Raw genomic sequence first — 18,592 nt, 5'->3', positions numbered from 1 at the left:
CGTAGCAAATAATTGGTGAAATAAAAAAATTGTGATAAAATTAGGCATTATTGAGAAAGGGAAGGTTGCTATGATTGTTACAACAGTGATGTTAACCTCTAATTGGTATCAAGAATTAGTTCAGAAGATTCCAGACGGTCAGCTTTTTAGTTGGCGATCAGTATTTGATGGATTACCAAGAATTATTGAAAAATTGCCAATAACGTTGATGTTGACGTTAGGGGGAGCTTTTTTTGGATTGATTTTGGCTCTCATTTTTGCAATTGTCAAAATCAGTCGGGTGAAGATCTTATACCCCCTACAGACATTTTTCGTGAGTTTTTTGCGAGGGACACCTGTGCTTGTTCAGCTTATGCTGACTTATTATGGGATTCCTTTGCTCCTGAAAGCAATCAACTTACGATTTGGGACAGGGCTAAATATTAATGCTATTCCAGCTTATCTATTTGCAATTGTAGCCTTTGCCTTTAATGAAGCAGCTTATGCCAGCGAAACTATTCGAGCAGCGATTTTATCAGTAGATTCGGGTGAGGTTGAAGCGGCTCGTAGTTTAGGAATGACAAATGGTCAGGTTTACCGCCGTATTATTATTCCAAATGCAGCAGTAGTTGCTACACCGACCTTAATTAACTCTTTGATTGGTTTGACTAAAGGTACTTCTTTAGCTTTCAGCGCAGGAGTTGTCGAAGTTTTTGCTCAAGCACAGATTTTGGGTGGTGCGGATTATCGCTACTTTGAGCGATTTATCTCGGTAGCTCTTGTCTATTGGGGTGTGAATATAGTGATTGAAGCACTGGGGAGGTTTATCGAAAAGAAAATGGCGATTGAAGCGCCTGATAACCTCAACCCAAGACTAGAGGCGAAAGGAGATATTCGTTAATGATGCGTATTTCAAATCTCAGCAAATCCTTTTCTGGACAACTGGTTTTAAATAATCTTAGTTTAGAAATTCAAAAGGGGGAAGTTGTTGCCTTGATTGGCTCATCTGGTGCAGGGAAATCAACCTTTCTGCGTAGCTTGAATTATTTAGAGCAACCAGATAGCGGGATGATAGCGATTGATGATTTTACAGTGGATTTTTCCAAGATTAGCAAAGAAGAAATTCTAACCTTGCGACGAAAATTGGCTATGGTATTTCAGCAGTTTAATCTTTTTGAGCGTCGAACAGCTTTGGACAATGTCAAAGAAGGTCTATTGGTTGTAAAAAAACTCTCAGACCGTGAAGCAACGACTCTTGCTAAAGAAGAACTAGCAAAGGTTGGTTTGTCAGATCGTGAAAATCACTACCCACGGCATTTATCAGGTGGGCAAAAACAACGAGTTGCTTTAGCACGTGCGCTTGCGATGAAGCCAGATGTTTTACTTTTAGATGAGCCAACATCAGCCCTTGATCCTGAACTAGTAGGAGAAGTCGAAAAATCCATTGCAGATGCAGCCCAGGCCGGGCAGACCATGATTTTAGTCAGTCATGATATGTCTTTTGTGTCTCAAGTGGCAGACAAGGTATTGTTTTTAGATAAGGGACACATTATTGAAGTAGGGACTCCTGATGAAATGATAAACCATCCTAAGGAAGAGCGCACAAAAGAATTTTTTGCCAGTTACAAACGGACATATATTTGATATAATAGAAAAAGAAGCCCAGTTGGCCTTGCTAGCTGGGTTTATTTCGGGCGAATTTATGTTAAGTAAAAGTTAATCTGATGAGGAGAATGACATGCTATCTCGAGTTTTTTTACTCTATCTAGAGAGTTTGCTAATTACGACATTATTGGTAGGAAGTTTTCTAGGCTTATGGATTGGTCTTCGTGCTCTTCGGCGTGTTGATAAAACTATCAAGAATCGACAAGCACATTTGTATGATATGTTGCTGATTGCAGTGATGACGATTCCAATTTTATCCTTTGCAATGATGGGGATTTTGCTTGTCCTAAAGGCATAATTCTTGAAAAAAAGCTCTACTAACGTTAGAATAACAGTGATTACAATGAAGGAAGTGATGATATGTACGATACAATTATTATTGGAGCAGGACCAGCGGGAATAACAGCAGCGCTCTATGCTGCTCGTAGCAATCTGAAAGTAGCTCTTATAGAGCGTGGCATTCCAGGTGGACAAATGAATAACACCTCAGATATTGAAAATTATCCTGGATATACTAATATCAGTGGTCCAGAACTAGCAGAAAAAATGTTTGAACCACTTGAAAATTTGGGAGTGGAGCATTTGTTTGGGGCTGTTGAAAAAATTGAACAGCAGGGCACTATCAAAAAAGTCTATACAGAAGATAACGTTTTTGAAAGTAAGACACTTATTATTGCGACGGGTGCCTTTCACCGTCATCTGGGAGTACCGGGTGAAGAAGAATTAAACAGCCGCGGGGTATCTTATTGTGCTGTCTGTGATGGCGCTTTTTTCCGAGATGAAGATCTTCTTGTCGTTGGTGGTGGTGATTCTGCGGTAGAAGAAGCGGTCTTTTTAACTCGTTTTGCAAAAACAGTGACCATTATTCATCGCCGCAATGAGTTGCGCGCCCAAAAGTTACTACAGGATCGTGCCTTTGCAAATGAGAAGATTCATTTGATTTGGGATTCAGTGGTACAAGAAATTAAGGGGGACAATCGTGTTCAAAGTGTTGTCGTGGAAAATGTCAAAACAGGTGAAGTGTCAGAACATGAATTTGGCGGTGTCTTTATCTATGTGGGCTTGGATCCAGTTAGTGAGTTTGTCAAAGACTTAGGCATTACCAACGAATCTGGTTGGATCGTGACTGATCATCATATGAAAACAGCAATTTCTGGTATCTATGCTATTGGTGATGTTCGGGAAAAAGACCTTCGTCAAGTAACGACTGCTGTTGGTGATGGAGCGATCGCAGGGCAAGAAGTTTATAAATATATCACAGAGAATTGCTAAGACTGGATTCGCCCCCAGTCTTTTTTGTAAATATAGGTATATTGATGTGGTGATGGACTATAGATAAACGTTTAGCTCATCTTATCCTTGTGTTCCTTGTTTATGCTCTCATAAATAACTAGTGAAATTGTCAGAATTGTGGTACAATGGAAAAGTTCATGTGAAAAGGAGGCTTTGTATGAGTGAAAATAATTCCGAAAATAGTAAAAATAAAATGGAACGTGGTTTAAAAAATCGTCATGTTCAAATCATCGCTATTGCTGGGACAATTGGAACGGGACTTTTTTTAGGAGCAGGGCGTTCGATTAGTCTGACAGGACCGTCTATTATTCTTATTTATATGTTGACGGGTGTCTTTATGTATTTAATGATGCGGGCGATTGGAGAAATGTTGTACTATGATCCAGATCAACATACGTTTATTAATTTCATTACTAAATATCTTGGGAATGGATGGGGTTATTTTTCTGGTTGGTCCTATTGGATTTCTCTTGTTTTTATCGGTATGGCAGAAATCACAGCAGTTGCACAATATGTTCAATTTTGGTTTCCAACTTGGCCGGCTTGGCTGATTCAAATCGTCTTTTTAGCTGTTTTAAGTATGGTCAATCTGATTGCCGTTCGAGTATTTGGCGAAGTTGAATTTTGGTTTGCTATGGTCAAGATTGTAGCTATTATCGCCTTAGTTGTAACTGCGATTTTTATGGTGTTGACCGGTTTTAAAACGCCTAATGGTGTAGCTAGCATAAGCAATATTAGTCAAGAGTTTCAACTTTTTCCAAATGGATTTATGAGTTTTGTCATGGGTTTCCAAATGGTTTTCTTTGCTTATCAAGCTATTGAGTTTATTGGAATAACAACATCTGAAACAGCGAATCCTCGTCAGGTATTGCCAAAAGCTATTAAAGAGATTCCTTTGAGAATTGTTCTTTTCTACGGTGGATCGTTGTTGGCAATCATGGCGATTATTCCGTGGAAAGATTTAGCAACGGCAGATTCGCCCTTTGTGATCGTATTTAAGCTGGCTGGTCTAAAGTGGGCTGCAGCTTTGATTAACTTCGTCGTATTGACTTCAGCTGCCTCAGCATTAAATTCAACCTTGTATTCGACAGGGCGTCATTTGTATCAAATTGCACATGACTCACCAAATCGTTTTCTGAATGAACTTGGTGCTGCAAAATTATCTAGACAAAATGTTCCACAAAATGCTATATTGACTTCGGCTGTAGTCATTGCTTTGGCTGCTTTTATTCAGGTATTACCAGGAGTATCAGATTCCTTTGCTTTGATTACTGCTTCTTCATCGGGTGTCTATATTGCTATTTATGCCCTAACGATGATTGCGCATCTAAAATACCGAAAGTCACAAGAATTTCTATCTGATGGCTATCTTATGCCAGCTTATAAATTCCTCAATCCACTAACCTTACTCTTTTTTGCTTTTGTGTTTGTAACGCTCTTTTTACAAAAATCAACCGTAGTAGGAGCAATTGGTTCAACCATTTGGATAGTTGTTTTTGGAATTTACAGTCAATGGAAGTTTAAAAGTAAATAAATCAGATTATAGAGCATTCAGCACATCAAGCTGAATAGCTTTTTTATTGTACAGTGGATGCTTATAAATGAGTTATAATTTATAGTAGCATAGAGATAAAGGAGGGATATTGATGGAAAAACGTTCCAAAAAGTGGGTGATCATATCTATCATCAGTGTAGCATTATTAGCAATAGGAGGTTTCCAAATGCTTTTATTTAAAACAGGAGAAGAACGGCGCAATCGAGAGTATGAGATGAGCTTGGTTAAGGCTTTGAAAAATTCTTATGCAGGAATTGAGGAGATTAAGATTACCAACCCAAATTATACTAGTCCGCCGGGAGATTGGTCGTGCGATATTGAAATTAAATTTAAAGATGGTAAAAAAATAACTTATGGTATTTATCATTACTTAAATGATAAGCAAAATTATAATGGACGTATGACCTATGGACAACGTGATTTTCTAAATCATAGAAAAGGTAAAACAGCTTTTACAGTTAAGGTAATTTATTCTGATAAAGAGGAGGGGATTCAATGAGTTATGCTTATACTGACGAACAGCTTAATTATTTGAATCGCGGGGAAGCAGTTTACAGTGTTAATTCTGAGTATGCTGAAAGAAAGAATAAGCCTTTGGTAACCTCTTCGCCTAATCCTAATCTATCTTCTTCGGATTTAGAAGAAACCAACACTCTCACCACACCTGACGGTCAACGATTCCGCGTCATAGCAACCAAGTCAGATCCTAAGACTGGATTTGATGGCATGGCAGTCGCACCAATTGTCAATGGCAGGGTGGATTATAAGAATGTGGCAGTGGTTGCAGCAGGGACAGATCCTAATAGTAAGACGAATTCTGTGGGTCCCTTGTCGCGTGATGTAGTCAATGCTCTCTATCCCTTGTCACCCCAGTATGAGGTTGCGGATCAATTTGTAAAAGAAATAAAAGATAACCCCAAGTACGAAGTGACCCAGCTGACTGGCTATTCGCAGGGATCAAATTCTCAAATGAAAATCTAAGACTAAATGATTCCAGTTGCTACTGTTGATGGATATTTATTCTTAGATTTTTAAATTTGTGTTATAATGTAAAGTATCCATGGTAAAGGAGTAATGAATTTTATGTATCCAGATGATAGTTTAACCTTGCATACGGACTTATATCAAATTAATATGATGCAGGTTTATTTTAGGGAAAATATTCATAATAAACGAGCAGTTTTTGAAGTGTATTTCCGTAAAGAGCCTTTTCACAGTGGCTATTCTGTTTTTGCAGGCTTGGAACGGATAATTCATTATTTAAATCATTTGACATTTTCAGAGAGTGATATTGCCTATCTTCGTTCTCTTGGTTATGATGAAGAATTTCTAGCTTATCTAGCCAATTTAAAATTGGAATTAACAGTACGCTCTGCACGAGAGGGCGACTTGGTCTTTGCTAATGAACCGATTGTTCAAGTAGAAGGCCCACTTGCCCAATGCCAATTGGTAGAAACAGCCTTATTAAATATTGTCAACTATCAAACTTTGGTAGCGACAAAAGCAGCTCGGATTCGCTCGGTGATTGAAGATGAGCCCTTAATGGAGTTTGGTACCCGCCGAGCACAAGAAATGGATGCAGCTATTTGGGGTACACGAGCTGCTGTCATTGGGGGAGCAAATGGAACCAGTAATGTGCGTGCTGGAAAACTCTTTGATATTCCAGTCTTGGGAACGCATGCTCATGCACTTGTTCAAGTCTATGGTAATGATTATGAAGCTTTCAAAGCATATGCTGAAACGCACCATGACTGTGTTTTCTTAGTGGATACCTATGATACGTTTCGTCTGGGGGTGCCGGCAGCTATTCGGGTGGCACGTGAAATGGGAGACAAAATCAAGTTCCTCGGTGTACGGATTGACTCAGGTGACTTGGCTTATATTTCTAAAAAAGTCCGGCAGCAACTGGATGAAGCTGGATTCCCAAATGCGAAAATCTATGCATCAAACGATTTGGATGAAAATACAATCCTCAACTTGAAAATGCAGAAAGCCAAAATTGATGTTTGGGGCGTCGGAACGAAGCTCATCACTGCTTACGACCAGCCAGCACTGGGAGCCGTTTACAAGATTGTGGCTATTGAAGATGAAAATGGCAATTTGCGCAATACGATCAAGCTCTCTAATAATGTGGAAAAAGTATCAACGCCAGGTAAAAAGCAAGTTTGGCGTATTACTAGCCGTGCAAAAGGAAAGTCGGAAGGGGATTACATCACTTATGACGGTGTAGACGTGAATGCTATCACCGAATTGGAAATGTTCCATCCGACCTACACTTACATTAATAAAACTGTGACAAATTTTGATGCAGTACCTCTGTTGGTAGATATTTTTAAACAAGGCCAACTTGTGTATCAATTGCCAAGCTTAACAGAAATCCAAACATATGCTCGCAAAGAGTTTGATAAGTTGTGGGACGAGTACAAACGGGTTCTCAATCCGCAAGATTATCCTGTGGATTTGGCACGTGATGTATGGCAAGACAAGGTAGATTTAATTGATCAAATGCGCAAAAAAGCAAGCCAAATGGGAGAAACAAAATGACCTTACAGGAAATAATTATCCAACAATTAGGTGTGAAACCTGTCATTGACCCACAAGAAGAAATCCGTAAATCTATTGATTTTTTAAAGGCTTATCTAAAAAAACATTCCTTTTTGAAGTCCTATGTGTTAGGGATTTCAGGTGGACAGGATTCAACATTGGCAGGACGTTTAGCACAATTGGCAATAGAAGAAATGCGAGCTGAGACTGGCGATAATAACTATCGATTTATCGCAGTACGTTTACCATATGGAGTGCAGGCCGACGAAGCTGATGCCCAAAGAGCGCTCGCTTTTATCCAACCAGATGTCAGCCTTGTAGTAAATATCAAGGAATCTGCAGATGCGATGACAGCTGCTGTGGGAGCAACTGGTGCTAAGGTTTCAGACTTCAATAAAGGCAATATCAAAGCGAGGAGTCGTATGATTGCGCAGTATGCTTTAGCCGGCTCCTATAATGGGGCGGTTATTGGAACGGATCATGCTGCAGAAAATGTGACAGCTTTCTTTACGAAATTTGGTGATGGTGGTGCAGACATTCTACCACTTTATCGTCTCAATAAACGTCAAGGGAAACAGCTATTAGCTGCCTTGGGTGCGGACCCTATTCTCTATGAGAAAGTGCCGACAGCAGACCTGGAAGAAGAAAAACCAGGGATTGCAGACGAGGTTGCTCTCGGTGTTACCTACAATGAAATTGATGATTATCTGGAAGGTAAAACTGTATCGGAAGAAGCACAGGCGACCATTGAATCCTGGTGGCGTAAAGGGGAACATAAACGTCATTTGCCAATCACCATCTTTGATAATTTTTGGAAATAAGCAGAAGAATTGTTCTAACTTACGTTTTTTAAATCCGTAGGTTATTAAAATCAGATGTAGAACGAAAAAGTTAGGCGCGCCTAACTTTTTATTTGAAGAATTTTAAAAATAAGCTATAATAGTGTGTAGAATTAAAAGGAGGTATCTATGAATTCATTAGATCAACAATTTACAGATAAATTATATGCTAATTATGAAGCAAATATGAAATATGCTGCAATTGAAAATGCAGTTAGTCACAATGGTTTATTAACTTCACTGGAAAAACGCAACAGCGCTGCTGAAAACAATCCTGTATTTTCAATTGATTTGACCAAAGATAAGGTCAGCAATCAAAAAGCTTCTGGTCGCTGCTGGATGTTTGCAGCGCTCAATACATTTCGCCACAAAATGATTGCAGGCTTTCAATTAGAAGAATTTGAATTGTCACAAGCTCATACATTTTTCTGGGATAAATATGAAAAATCGAACTGGTTCTTGGAACAAGTATTAGCAACTGCAGACCAAGAATTAACCAGTCGCAAGGTCAAATTCTTACTTGATACACCTCAACAAGACGGCGGTCAATGGGATATGGTTGTGGCACTTTTTGAAAAATATGGTGTGGTGCCAAAATCTGTTTATCCAGAATCTATTTCATCAAGTAACAGTCGTGAACTTAATCAATATCTAAACAAATTACTCCGCCAGGATGCACAAATTTTACGTGACTTGGTTACTAGCGGAGCTGATGCAGCAGCTGCTCAAGAAAAGAAAGAAGAACTTTTGCAAGAAATTTTTAATTTCTTAGCAATGACCCTAGGACTCCCTCCTCGTACTTTTGATTTTGCTTATCGTGATAAAGACAATAACTTCCATGGCGAAAGTGGATTGACACCACAAGCATTTTACAAGAAATATGTGGATATTAAGCTAGATGACTATGTATCCATCATCAATGCCCCAACAGCTGACAAACCTTATGGCAAATCTTACACTGTCGAGATGTTAGGAAATGTCGTAGGAGCACGTGATGTCCGCTATTTGAATGTCGATATGAATCGTTTGAAAGAACTGGCCATTGCTCAAATGCAAGCAGGAGAAACGGTTTGGTTTGGCTCTGATGTGGGTCAATCTAGCAATCGCAAAGCTGGAGTTATGGTCAATAATATGTATGATTTTACTTCAAGTATGGATATTGAATTGACACAAGACAAAGCAGGGCGCTTGGATTACAGTGAAAGTCTCATGACTCATGCAATGGTCTTGACCGGTGTTGATTTGGATGAAAATGGAAAATCAACAAAATGGAAAGTGGAAAATTCTTGGGGTGATAAAGTTGGGGACAAAGGCTATTTTGTTGCCAGCGATGACTGGATGGATGAATACACTTATCAAATTGTTATCCGCAAAGAATTTTTAACCGCTGAAGAATTAGCTGCCTATGAAGCAGAGCCTAAAGTACTTGCTCCGTGGGATCCGATGGGAGCTTTAGCAAGTAAATAAGATACGAAAAAAATGTTAAAATAGTTCCACAGTAATCCGAAAAGAAATAGAAAAACACGAACATTTTAGAACCAGTTACCACTGATTTGAATTGTTCGTGTTTTTTATATTTACAAACCTAGGATTTGCAAACTGCTATTTGTTGAATTGCTTGATTTTCAGATATTTCTTCATTGTCGATTTCGTGAAGGAGGAGTTTCTGAATTTCCACCATTATTAGGAGTATTCGTAGATGTAGAATCACTAGACTTCTTATCCGCTGAAGAAGAGCTGTTTGACGACTCTTGAGAAGAGTTTTCTTTATTTTTTGAAGTTGAAGATGATTCTTCAAGACTAGAACTTGAAGTCGAATTATAATAATTTTGTTGATATTTGTTAGTTGTGTTGGCTAAAAAGACATAATGTCCGCTACGATAGAGACCGCTAGGCATTTCCCAATCTTCTGTTCCACTTTCGGATAAGTAAGACATCATAGCGCGGTAAACATCTGTTGCAACTTTCACGCCGTTATCCAAAACAGGAGTGAGACGGTTCGTGTAACCTGTCCATACTGCCATTGAATATTTCCGTGTATAGCCAACGAAGAGTTCATCTGGTGTCACAACGCTAGATCCACCATAAGGTTTCGTTAATTTTGCTAATTCATCATTAGAGTAGTTGGAAGTCCCCGTTTTACCAGCTTGGTAGACGCCAGAGATTGCTGCATTAGTCCCAGTACCTGAAGTGAGTACTGTTTTTAACATATGTGTCATCATGTAAGCTGTTGTTTCTTTCATTGCAGTGGTACCTTGATTAGAGAAATCTTTTGAAGTTCCATCGCTAAAGACAACACGCCGGACATATTGAGGTTTGTAGTATGTTCCACCATTTGCAAATGCTGCATAAGCAGCAGCCATTTTTTCACTGCTGGCACCATATTTTTTATCTGATTTGGTAGTATTACTTGAAATGGCATTGGCATACATCATTTCTGGATAATCAATACCAAGTCCATTAAGGAATTTCTTAGATTTGTTGAGACCAACGGCTTCTAGTGTTTTAACAGCTGGAACGTTACGAGATTCTTGAAGGGCATACTGAATGCTAATGTTCCCAAAATAACGCATATCCCAATTGTAAACTGGAGTAGTTGATCCAGGATAATGATAAGGAGCATCACTAATATATGCGGCTGTTGAAGAATAAATTCCATTTTCAATAGCTGGAGCATAATCGGTGATTGGCTTCATGGTTGAACCCCAGTCACGATTAGTTTCAACGGCTTGGTTGGTACCAAACGAAACATTTGAAGCCTGCTTGCGGGCTCCTAATTGAGCAATCACCTTACCAGTTGTAACATCCATAATGGTAGAAGCAACTTGTAGTTCATCATCTGGATAAGCAACATATTCATTGCTATTATAAATATTCCAAAGGCGTTCTTGAACAGCTCTATTTACGTTCGTATATACTTCCATTCCCGTCGTCAGCAAATTATAACCAGTTTCCTGTTGAACTTGTTCGATAACTTGTTTTAAGTAATTATCCATGTAAGCTGGATAAGAAACTGAATTTTTTAAACTTTGTAGACCATCAGTAACGGGAGTGTTGATTGCTTTTTCGTATTGTGCGGCAGAGATGTACTTGAGTTTATACATCTCTGATAAGACAAGATTCCGACGATTTTTAGCAGCTTCTGGTTGTGTATAGGGATCGTATTGATTTGGTGCTTGTGGCATGCCAGCTAATAAGGCAATCTGAGGTAAGCTCAAATCTTTTAAATCTTTGCCATAATAACTTTGTGCAGCAGTCTGCATACCATAGTTACCATTTGACATGTAAACTTTATTTACGTAATAGGTAATAATTTCTTGCTTAGTGGCTTTGCGTTCCAATTGGAAAGCTAACCAAGCTTCTTGGATTTTACGTGCTAATGTTTGATCCGCATTTGAAGTAGAAAAGTAAGTTAATTTAATCAACTGTTGTGTTAGAGTGGAGCCACCTTGCCGATTTCCTTTGCGCAAGTTATTCAAAAAAGCACCCAAAATACGAACAGAATCCACACCGCGATGATTAAAGAAACGATGGTCTTCAATTGCTACGATAGCTTGCACTAAGCCTGTCGGAATATCGCTTGTTGCTGCATTTACTCTTTTTTCGGAACCTAAGTCAGCAATAAGCTTGTTTTCACTGTCATAGATTTTACTGGAAGTTGTGGCAACTAGTTTCTTTTCTGACAAGGCAGGCGCCTTGTGGACTTGATAGAGGAAGATTCCTCCGCCAGTAATAATTCCTAGAAAAAATAACGTGATGAGACCGATAGCCGCATATTTTGCAGCTGTCAGTAAAGATTGCTTATTCATTTGTTTTACCACCTAGTAAGTTTTGTTGAATGATTTCAAGATAAGGAATGCTAGGAAGGCCATTCTGTGAGATAGAATATCCATGTCGTTGAATGTAATCAAGTGGCATGGATTTTTTCCCTTTGTCAATCTTGAAGAAGTTAATCAGATAAGGAGCAGGAAGCAAGTATGTTTGATTTAAAGTTGAAAAGTGTAATAAAACGAAACAAATTCCTCCTTGTTTGACGACTTGTTCCATGTGTTCGATTTGATGTGCATGAAAATTTTTCATGGGCATGGAAGCCTTTTGACGAGTTTCCTTTGCTTCAAAATCTATATAATGTCCTTGATAAACACCGGAATAGTCTGTTGTAGAGGCTTGTCGAAAGTAGGCTTCTACGATTTTTGCCCGACTACGTCTGGGATAATCCACTTTTACGATTTGAATGGGAGTCGGTTTTTTGTGAATAACTGCCAACTCATGACTAAGGTAATAATCATTTGTGTCATTGATCATTTTTTCAAAAGACATTCCTCGATTGGCAAAATCAACTGATTTCTTTTTAGGAAAATTCAATGAGTTGCGCGAGAAAACTTTATGTGGATAGTTGACCATATATCTCCTTATTGGTACAATAACATCACTCTATTATAACATAAAAAAGAAATAAAGGGATAATTTAAGTGATTAGTGTATTGGTAGTAGGATATCGAAATTTTGATTTGGGAATTTTCAATGAGAAAGATCATCGAATAAAGATTATTAAAAAAGCGATTCAACGTGATTTAACTCATGTATTAGAAGAAGGAGCAGAGTGGTTGATTTTCACTGGAAACTTAGGCTTTGAAGTTTGGGCATTAGAAGTTGCTAAAGAATTACAGCAAGACTATACATTTCAAATTGCAACAATTTTCACTTTTGAGAATCAGGGGGAAAATTGGAATGAAGTCAATCAAGAAAAATTAAACCGTTTCAAACAGGTCGACTTTGTAAAATATGCTTATCCGCATTATGAAAGCCCAAATCAATTTCGTGATTACAATCATTTTCTACTCAACAATACAGACGGTGCCTATATTTTTTACGATGAAGAAAATGAGACGAATTTAAAATATCTTTATCAAATGATGAAAAGTCAAGAACAATATTTTATCAAAAAATTAACATTTGATGACTTAAATGAAGTCGCAGAAAATTTTTCCTGAAATTAGATGTTTAACCTTGATTTTTGTGGTTCATTTTTTATATAATTAAAGTAATGAACGAGAATGGAGAGAGAAATGGCTAGTATTATTTACACACCAAAAGATATTTTTGAGCAAGATTTTAAAGTTGGCGTCCGTGGTTACAACAAAGTTGAAGTGGACGAATTTTTAGATGATGTCATTAAAGATTATGAAACGTATGCTGCTTTGGTAAAGGAACTTCGTGAAGAAAATACTCGTTTAAAGGCTGAACTCGCTAAAAAGTCAACTGAGTCGGCAACTTCCCCTTTAACACAGTCTATCATGGAAACTCCTCAGACGGCTTCTGCTACGCTGACAAATTTTGATATTTTAAAACGTTTAAATCGTTTGGAAAAAGAAGTCTTTGGTAAGCAAATCTTAAATAATGAAATATAATAAGTAATGTGCAATTTTTGGATAATCGCGTGAGAATATTTTATTTTCATGAGGAAAGTCCATGCTAGCACGGGCTGTGACGCCCGTAGTGTTTGTGCTAGGTGAAACAATAAGCCTAGGGACGGAAATATCCGTTACGGCGACTGAAATGGCTAAGTCTCTCTGATAAGTCAAACTAGGTCTGAAAGTGCCACAGTGACGTAGTTTTTGTGGAAACACAAGAAGTGGAACGCGGTAAACCCCTCAAGCTAGCAACCCAAACTTTGGTCGGGGCACGGAGTGCGTGGAAACGAACATAGCATTCTGACTGGAAACAGTAGACAGATGATTATCGAAGGAAATGATACCTAGTTATTTCTGGAACAAAACATGGCTTATAGAAAGTTGCATATAGGTTTAGCTAGCGTATTATGCTAGCTTTTATTTTGAGAGGGCAAATGAAAACAAAATTTAAGTTGATTGCGACTGCTGCGGCTGGTTTAGAGGCTGTGGTTGGTCGTGAAATCAGAAATCTTGGCATAGAATGTCAGGTGGAAAATGGACGAGTTCAGTTTGAAGGAACTGTCGAGACCATTATTGAGACCAATCTTTGGTTGCGTGCTGCAGATCGTATCAAGATTATTGTTGGTCGTTTTCCAGCTAAGACCTTTGAAGAACTCTTTCAGGGAGTTTTTGCACTGGATTGGGAGAATTATCTACCGCTTGGAGCTAAATTTCCTATTGCCAAGGCAAAATGTATCAAATCAAAACTCCACAACGAGCCTAGTGTGCAGGCTATTTCTAAAAAGGCAGTTGTCAAGAAGTTGCAAAAGCACTACGCTCGTCCAGAAGGAGTGCCCTTGCAGGAAAATGGAGCTGAGTTTAGAATAGAGGTTTCTATTCTGAAAGATATAGCGACGGTGATGATTGATACAACAGGATCCAGCCTCTTCAAACGTGGCTATCGGGCCGATAAGGGTGGCGCTCCAATTAAAGAAAATATGGCAGCTGCGATTTTGCTCTTGTCCAATTGGTATCCCGATAAACCTTTGATAGACCCGACTTGTGGGTCTGGTACGTTTTGTATCGAGGCAGCCATGATAGGGATGAAGATGGCGCCTGGTCTCCATCGATCCTTTGCCTTTGAAGACTGGAATTGGGTGGATAAAGACCTGGTAGCCCAGGTTCGAACTGCTGCTCTCAGGCAGATGGATCGAACGATTCAGCTGGATATTTCTGGATCGGATATCGATGGTCGGATGGTAGAGCTAGCTCGAAAAAATGCTGAGCAAGCAGGAGTTGCAGAACAGATTCACTTTAAGCAGATGCGGCTGCAGGATTTGCATACAGAGAAAATCAATGGTGTGATTGTTTCTAATCCACCATATGGAGAACGCCTCCTAGATGATGAGACTGTGACACGACTTTATCAGGAAATGGGGGAAACCTTTTCTCCGCTCAAAACCTGGAGCAAGTTTATCTTGACTAGCGATGAAGCATTTGAAACAAAATACGGCAGTCAAGCCGCTAAAAAACGTAAACTCTATAATGGAACTTTAAAGGTTGATTTGTATCAGTATTTTGGCCAGCGGGTCAAACGTCAGTTAGATTAGAAAGGATTTGCCGTGAGTAAAGACGAAAAACATTTACCAGAACAAGAAGAATCAATTCTGGATTTTGAGACAGCTAAAGAAATGACAATTGGTCAAGCTGCTCGAAAAAGCGAAGAACTTGAAGCAGGAGTGACAGAAGAGGACAATGTATTAGATAAATACATTAAACAGCACCGTCAGGAAATTGAAGCGGGGAAATTTTCGGCTCAATCTGCCGAAGAATGGGCTAAAATAGAGGACCAAGAACAATTGAGCCAGTCAGATTTGGCAGAACTTATCCAAGAGGTGCATGATGATATTCAAAGGGAAGAAGCCCTAGAATCTACTGATGTAACGTCTGAGGAGTCAGATTTTGATGAAACGGTTGGTACACTTTCAACTAGTGATGTAGAACCGCAAGACATTCTAGACGGAAACCATACCCAGCCTCTAGAAGAGCCAGAGGCTGAGACGAAAGTGGTGGAGGTAATTCAGCCTAAAATAGACGTTATTCCTGTGTACTCAGCTAATCCAACAGAAGAAAATTCAACTGTTATAGCGTCTAATGAAGAAATGGGAACAGAGACAGTTCCAGTTTATAAAAATAAGAAAGTTCTGTATTCGGTAGTAAGTGTCGCTTTACTGGCTTTAATTGGTTGGACTGTTTATCTGTCTTTAAATAGAAAACAAGCGAAACCAACTACAAATTCAACGAGCCAAACAAGTAAATATTCTACAGCTTCTAGCTCTGAAAATAAGGATTTGAAGGCTTTTAATAGTCTTTATGATTCATTTTTTACTGATGCAAACAAATTAGCGTTGAAAAATAGTAGCTTTGGCAATTTAGATAAGTTGAAAGCAGCCTTGGAAAAATTAAAAAATACCAATGAGTACAATGTTGCAAAAGCGAAATATGATAGTTTGGTCAAACAAGTTGAGGCTGTTAAAAATGTGAATGCACAGTTCACCTCAGTGGCAATCACAGACGGCGTTTTAGATACTAAGGCAAAGATTAAAAGTGATGCCAAATTCACAGATATTACAACAGGAAATACAGATTTAGATAAAGTACTGAAAGCTGCCATCAGTTTAGGAAAGAGCCAACAAGGGACGACTAAAACAGGAAGTGCAGCTACTGCTCCATCTCAAAGTCCTGCTCAAGCCCCTGCAGCAGCTTCTGGTCCAACTTTGCAGCGCCATTTAAGTCGAGTTCCGTATGACCAAGCAAAAATCAATGATGCTAGTAATCCTTCTTGGAATTTTAATCCTGGTGTGCTAGAGAAGATTTTGGCTACTTCGCGTGAACGTGGCTATTTTGCAGGAGATGACTATATTTTGGAAAAAGTAAACATTATCAAGGGGAATGGGTACTACAACCTTTTCCGAAAAGATGGTACTTATTTGTTTAGCATCAACTGTAAAACAGGCTATTTTGTAGGGAATGGTGCAGGTTATGCAGATGCTTTAGATTATTAGGGAACGCTTTCAAGCAAATTCTTAGACTCTAAAAACCTTATACGCTATAATAAAACGTATAAGGTTTTTGTTTTATAATTAAACTATTTTGGAGGTAACCCTTATGTCACTTATTGGTAAAGAAATTATCGAGTTTACTGCAGATGCTTATCATGCTGGAAACGGGAAATTTATCACTGTTTCAAATGAAGATCTTAAAGGGAAATGGAGTGTAGTTTGTTTCTATCCTGCTGATTTTTCATTTGTTTGTCCGACTGAGTTGGAAGACTTGCAAGAGCAGTATGCAGCTCTGAAAGAACTAGGTGTAGAAGTTTATTCTGTTTCAACAGATACTCATTTCACACATAAAGCTTGGCATGACCATTCAGACGCCATTGGAAAACTGGAATACATCATGATTGGTGATCCGTCTCATCTTATTTCACTAGGTTTTGATGTATTAGATGAAAGCGGACTATCTCAACGTGGTACTTTTATTATTGACCCAGATGGGGTTGTACAGGCACTTGAAATCAATGCAGATGGTGTGGGGCGTGATGCTTCTGTTTTAATTGACAAAATCCATGCCGCACAATATGTACGGAATCATCCAGGTGAAGTTTGCCCAGCTAAATGGAAAGAAGGAATCGAAACACTCACACCAAGTCTTGATTTAGTTGGTAAAATTTAAGGAGACTTCTCATGACTTTAGATAAAACAATTAAAGCACAACTTAAGCAGTATTTGGGTCTTCTAGAATCTGATGTTGTGTTTCAAGCTTCTTTAGGTCAAGATGAACGTTCTGCAAAAGTGCAAGCATTTTTAGAAGAAATCGTTGCAATGTCTCCTCGTTTATCGTTGGAAAATATAGCAGCTAGCCGTCAGCCAAGTTTTACTATTGCTCAAGCAGGACAAACGGGACGTGTTCAGTTTGCAGGTCTTCCTTTGGGACATGAATTCACATCTTTTGTGCTTGCTTTGCTGCAAGTTTCTGGTCGTGCACCAAAAGTAGAAGATGCTGTTATAGATCGAATTCGAGCGATTAAACAGACACTTCATTTTGAAACTTATGTCAGCTTAACCTGTCATAATTGTCCAGATGTTGTACAAGCTCTTAATATGATGGCTATTCTGAATCCAACCATTAGTCACACAATGGTTGAAGGAGGTATGTTTAGAGAAGAAGTTGAAAATAAAAAAGTCATGGCTGTTCCAACAGTTTTTCTCAATGGAGACGAATTTGCAAATGGTCGAATGACTATTGAACAATTGCTTGATAAACTTTCTGGCCCTGCTTCAAGTGAAGAATTTGATAAAAAAGAACCATTTGATGTGTTGGTTGTTGGGGGTGGCCCTGCTGGGAGCAGTGCAGCCATTTATGCTGCTCGTAAGGGAATTCGTACAGGTATGGTCGTTGAAACCTTTGGTGGCCAGGTAATGGAGACCGTTGGTATTGAAAATATGATTGGTACTCCCTATACAGAAGGACCTAAACTGATGGCGCAAGTAGAAGAACATACCAAGAAATATCCGATTGATATCATGAAGAATCAACGTGTGCAAAACATTGAGAAAAAGGATTTGATTGAAGTGGAGCTTGAAAATGGAGCCATTCTGAAAACAAAAACGGCTATTCTCTCTGTTGGAGCTCGTTGGCGAAATGTCAATGTTCCTGGTGAAGAAGAATTCCGAACCAAAGGTGTCACCAATTGTCCTCATTGTGATGGTCCTATTTTTACTGGTAAAAAAGTAGCTGTTATCGGCGGAGGCAATTCTGGGATTGAAGCAGCGATTGACTTAGCGGGCCTTGCAGAACATGTTTATGTGTTCGAATTTCTACCAACCTTGAAAGCTGATCAAGTCTTACAAGATCGAGTGCACCAACTTAAAAACGTGACTGTTTTAACCAATGTAGCAACAAAAGAAATTCATGGTTCCGATCAAGTTGAAGCTATTACTTATCTTAACCGTGAGAATAATGAAGAGCATAAAATTGAGCTTAGTGGTGTCTTTGTTCAAATTGGCCTCTTGCCTAATACAGACTGGTTGAAGAACAGTTCGGTTGCTCTCAATGAGCGCGGTGAAATCATTGTTGATAAACATGGTGCGACAAATGTTCCTGGAATTTTTGCAGCAGGTGATTGTACAGATAGTGCCTATAAACAAATCATTATTTCAATGGGATCAGGAGCAACAGCGGCTCTAGGAGCATTTGATTATTTGATTCGTCAATAATAAAGAAAATGAGTAGGAAAGCTGGAATTTCTTACTCATTTTTTT

18 protein-coding genes and 1 other RNA gene are annotated in these 18,592 nt (G+C 38.8%); 17 read left to right on the top strand and 2 right to left on the bottom strand.

The features are described from left to right. Positions 1-70 precede the first annotated feature (70 nt). From PCY10_RS05425 to pepC, 10 genes are all read left to right on the top strand, one after another. A complete protein-coding gene (locus tag PCY10_RS05425; protein WP_041787523.1) occupies positions 71-880 on the top strand; it encodes an amino acid ABC transporter permease in 810 nt (269 codons plus the stop codon). Next, positions 880-1,623: an amino acid ABC transporter ATP-binding protein gene (locus PCY10_RS05420; RefSeq protein ID WP_021003087.1), complete on the top strand. Its 744-nt coding sequence runs from the start codon at positions 880-882 to the stop codon at positions 1,621-1,623. The genes PCY10_RS05425 and PCY10_RS05420 overlap by 1 nt, the downstream gene beginning before the upstream one ends. A gap of 94 nt (positions 1,624-1,717) precedes the next feature. After that, positions 1,718-1,942 carry a DUF4059 family protein gene (locus PCY10_RS05415; protein WP_003073722.1) on the top strand — a complete coding sequence of 75 codons (225 nt, stop codon included), beginning with the start codon at positions 1,718-1,720 and terminating at the stop codon, positions 1,940-1,942. Positions 1,943-2,004: 62 nt separating this feature from the next. Then, entirely contained in the window at positions 2,005-2,916 is a 912-nt protein-coding gene (gene trxB / locus PCY10_RS05410; RefSeq protein WP_125455372.1) for a thioredoxin-disulfide reductase, read from the top strand. 178 nt (positions 2,917-3,094) lie between these two features. Continuing rightward, entirely contained in the window at positions 3,095-4,471 is a 1,377-nt protein-coding gene (locus PCY10_RS05405; protein ID WP_020999004.1) for an amino acid permease, read from the top strand. A gap of 187 nt (positions 4,472-4,658) precedes the next feature. Next, positions 4,659-4,991: a hypothetical protein gene (locus PCY10_RS05400; protein ID WP_312024005.1), complete on the top strand. Its 333-nt coding sequence runs from the start codon at positions 4,659-4,661 to the stop codon at positions 4,989-4,991. Beyond that, a complete protein-coding gene (locus PCY10_RS05395) occupies positions 4,988-5,473 on the top strand; it encodes a hypothetical protein (RefSeq protein ID WP_021003084.1) in 486 nt (161 codons plus the stop codon). Before PCY10_RS05400 ends, PCY10_RS05395 begins: the two co-directional genes overlap by 4 nt. A gap of 102 nt (positions 5,474-5,575) precedes the next feature. After that, on the top strand, positions 5,576-7,036 hold the full coding sequence (locus PCY10_RS05390; protein WP_021003083.1) for a nicotinate phosphoribosyltransferase: 1,461 nt from the start codon (positions 5,576-5,578) through the stop codon (positions 7,034-7,036). Beyond that, positions 7,033-7,857, top strand: a complete 825-nt coding sequence (gene nadE, locus PCY10_RS05385) for an ammonia-dependent NAD(+) synthetase (protein ID WP_021003082.1) — start codon at positions 7,033-7,035, stop codon at positions 7,855-7,857. Before PCY10_RS05390 ends, nadE begins: the two co-directional genes overlap by 4 nt. 147 nt (positions 7,858-8,004) lie before the next feature. Continuing rightward, on the top strand, positions 8,005-9,342 hold the full coding sequence (pepC, locus tag PCY10_RS05380; protein WP_003073704.1) for an aminopeptidase C: 1,338 nt from the start codon (positions 8,005-8,007) through the stop codon (positions 9,340-9,342). 170 nt (positions 9,343-9,512) lie between these two features. Here pepC and pbp1a read toward each other — a convergent pair whose 3' ends face one another. Both pbp1a and recU read right to left on the bottom strand, forming a co-directional pair. After that, positions 9,513-11,684 carry a penicillin-binding protein PBP1A gene (gene pbp1a, locus PCY10_RS05375; protein WP_021003081.1) on the bottom strand — a complete coding sequence of 724 codons (2,172 nt, stop codon included), beginning with the start codon at positions 11,682-11,684 and terminating at the stop codon, positions 9,513-9,515. After that, a complete protein-coding gene (gene recU, locus PCY10_RS05370; RefSeq protein WP_003073700.1) occupies positions 11,677-12,279 on the bottom strand; it encodes a Holliday junction resolvase RecU in 603 nt (200 codons plus the stop codon). The genes pbp1a and recU overlap by 8 nt, the downstream gene beginning before the upstream one ends. 68 nt (positions 12,280-12,347) lie before the next feature. Here recU and PCY10_RS05365 point away from each other — a divergent pair, with 68 nt between their 5' ends. The 7 genes from PCY10_RS05365 (at position 12,348) to ahpF (ending at position 18,547) form a co-directional block, all read left to right on the top strand. After that, the gene (locus PCY10_RS05365) at positions 12,348-12,869 is read left to right on the top strand and encodes a DUF1273 domain-containing protein (RefSeq protein WP_041787519.1); all 522 of its coding nucleotides are present in this window, start codon (positions 12,348-12,350) and stop codon (positions 12,867-12,869) included. 75 nt (positions 12,870-12,944) lie between these two features. Continuing rightward, positions 12,945-13,286: a cell division regulator GpsB gene (gene gpsB / locus PCY10_RS05360; protein WP_003073696.1), complete on the top strand. Its 342-nt coding sequence runs from the start codon at positions 12,945-12,947 to the stop codon at positions 13,284-13,286. Between the two features lie 13 nt (positions 13,287-13,299). Beyond that, positions 13,300-13,668, top strand: an RNA gene (gene rnpB / locus PCY10_RS05355) — RNase P RNA component class B. Between the two features lie 55 nt (positions 13,669-13,723). After that, the gene (locus PCY10_RS05350; protein WP_021003079.1) at positions 13,724-14,878 is read left to right on the top strand and encodes a class I SAM-dependent RNA methyltransferase; all 1,155 of its coding nucleotides are present in this window, start codon (positions 13,724-13,726) and stop codon (positions 14,876-14,878) included. Positions 14,879-14,890: 12 nt separating this feature from the next. Next, positions 14,891-16,333: a cell division site-positioning protein MapZ family protein gene (locus PCY10_RS05345; RefSeq protein WP_021003078.1), complete on the top strand. Its 1,443-nt coding sequence runs from the start codon at positions 14,891-14,893 to the stop codon at positions 16,331-16,333. A 103-nt stretch (positions 16,334-16,436) separates the two neighbouring features. After that, positions 16,437-17,003 (top strand): alkyl hydroperoxide reductase subunit C, encoded by a 567-nt coding sequence (gene ahpC, locus PCY10_RS05340; RefSeq protein ID WP_003073689.1) that lies wholly within the window; start codon positions 16,437-16,439, stop codon positions 17,001-17,003. A gap of 11 nt (positions 17,004-17,014) precedes the next feature. After that, on the top strand, positions 17,015-18,547 hold the full coding sequence (gene ahpF, locus PCY10_RS05335) for an alkyl hydroperoxide reductase subunit F (protein WP_021003077.1): 1,533 nt from the start codon (positions 17,015-17,017) through the stop codon (positions 18,545-18,547). Positions 18,548-18,592 lie beyond the last annotated feature (45 nt).

The sequence above is a fragment of the Streptococcus sp. SI1 genome (genome assembly GCF_030439945.1).
Taxonomy (GTDB): Bacteria; Bacillota; Bacilli; order Lactobacillales; family Streptococcaceae; genus Streptococcus; species Streptococcus intermedius.
This window is presented reverse-complemented; position numbering and strand designations above follow the sequence as displayed.

Bases quoted from the DNA above. Each gene is read 5' to 3' on its own strand.
- gpsB (WP_003073696.1), top strand. From the start codon at position 12,945: ATGGCTAGTATTATTTACACACCAAAAGATATTTTTGAGCAAGATTTT.
- PCY10_RS05395 (WP_021003084.1), top strand. From the start codon at position 4,988: ATGAGTTATGCTTATACTGACGAACAGCTTAATTATTTGAATCGCGGG.
- ahpC (WP_003073689.1), top strand. From the start codon at position 16,437: ATGTCACTTATTGGTAAAGAAATTATCGAGTTTACTGCAGATGCTTAT.
- pbp1a (WP_021003081.1), bottom strand. From the start codon at position 11,684: ATGAATAAGCAATCTTTACTGACAGCTGCAAAATATGCGGCTATCGGT.
- PCY10_RS05400 (WP_312024005.1), top strand. From the start codon at position 4,659: ATGCTTTTATTTAAAACAGGAGAAGAACGGCGCAATCGAGAGTATGAG.
- trxB (WP_125455372.1), top strand. From the start codon at position 2,005: ATGTACGATACAATTATTATTGGAGCAGGACCAGCGGGAATAACAGCA.
- PCY10_RS05350 (WP_021003079.1), top strand. From the start codon at position 13,724: ATGAAAACAAAATTTAAGTTGATTGCGACTGCTGCGGCTGGTTTAGAG.
- recU (WP_003073700.1), bottom strand. From the start codon at position 12,279: ATGGTCAACTATCCACATAAAGTTTTCTCGCGCAACTCATTGAATTTT.
- PCY10_RS05425 (WP_041787523.1), top strand. From the start codon at position 71: ATGATTGTTACAACAGTGATGTTAACCTCTAATTGGTATCAAGAATTA.
- nadE (WP_021003082.1), top strand. From the start codon at position 7,033: ATGACCTTACAGGAAATAATTATCCAACAATTAGGTGTGAAACCTGTC.
- PCY10_RS05415 (WP_003073722.1), top strand. From the start codon at position 1,718: ATGCTATCTCGAGTTTTTTTACTCTATCTAGAGAGTTTGCTAATTACG.
- PCY10_RS05390 (WP_021003083.1), top strand. From the start codon at position 5,576: ATGTATCCAGATGATAGTTTAACCTTGCATACGGACTTATATCAAATT.
- ahpF (WP_021003077.1), top strand. From the start codon at position 17,015: ATGACTTTAGATAAAACAATTAAAGCACAACTTAAGCAGTATTTGGGT.
- PCY10_RS05420 (WP_021003087.1), top strand. From the start codon at position 880: ATGATGCGTATTTCAAATCTCAGCAAATCCTTTTCTGGACAACTGGTT.
- PCY10_RS05405 (WP_020999004.1), top strand. From the start codon at position 3,095: ATGAGTGAAAATAATTCCGAAAATAGTAAAAATAAAATGGAACGTGGT.
- pepC (WP_003073704.1), top strand. From the start codon at position 8,005: ATGAATTCATTAGATCAACAATTTACAGATAAATTATATGCTAATTAT.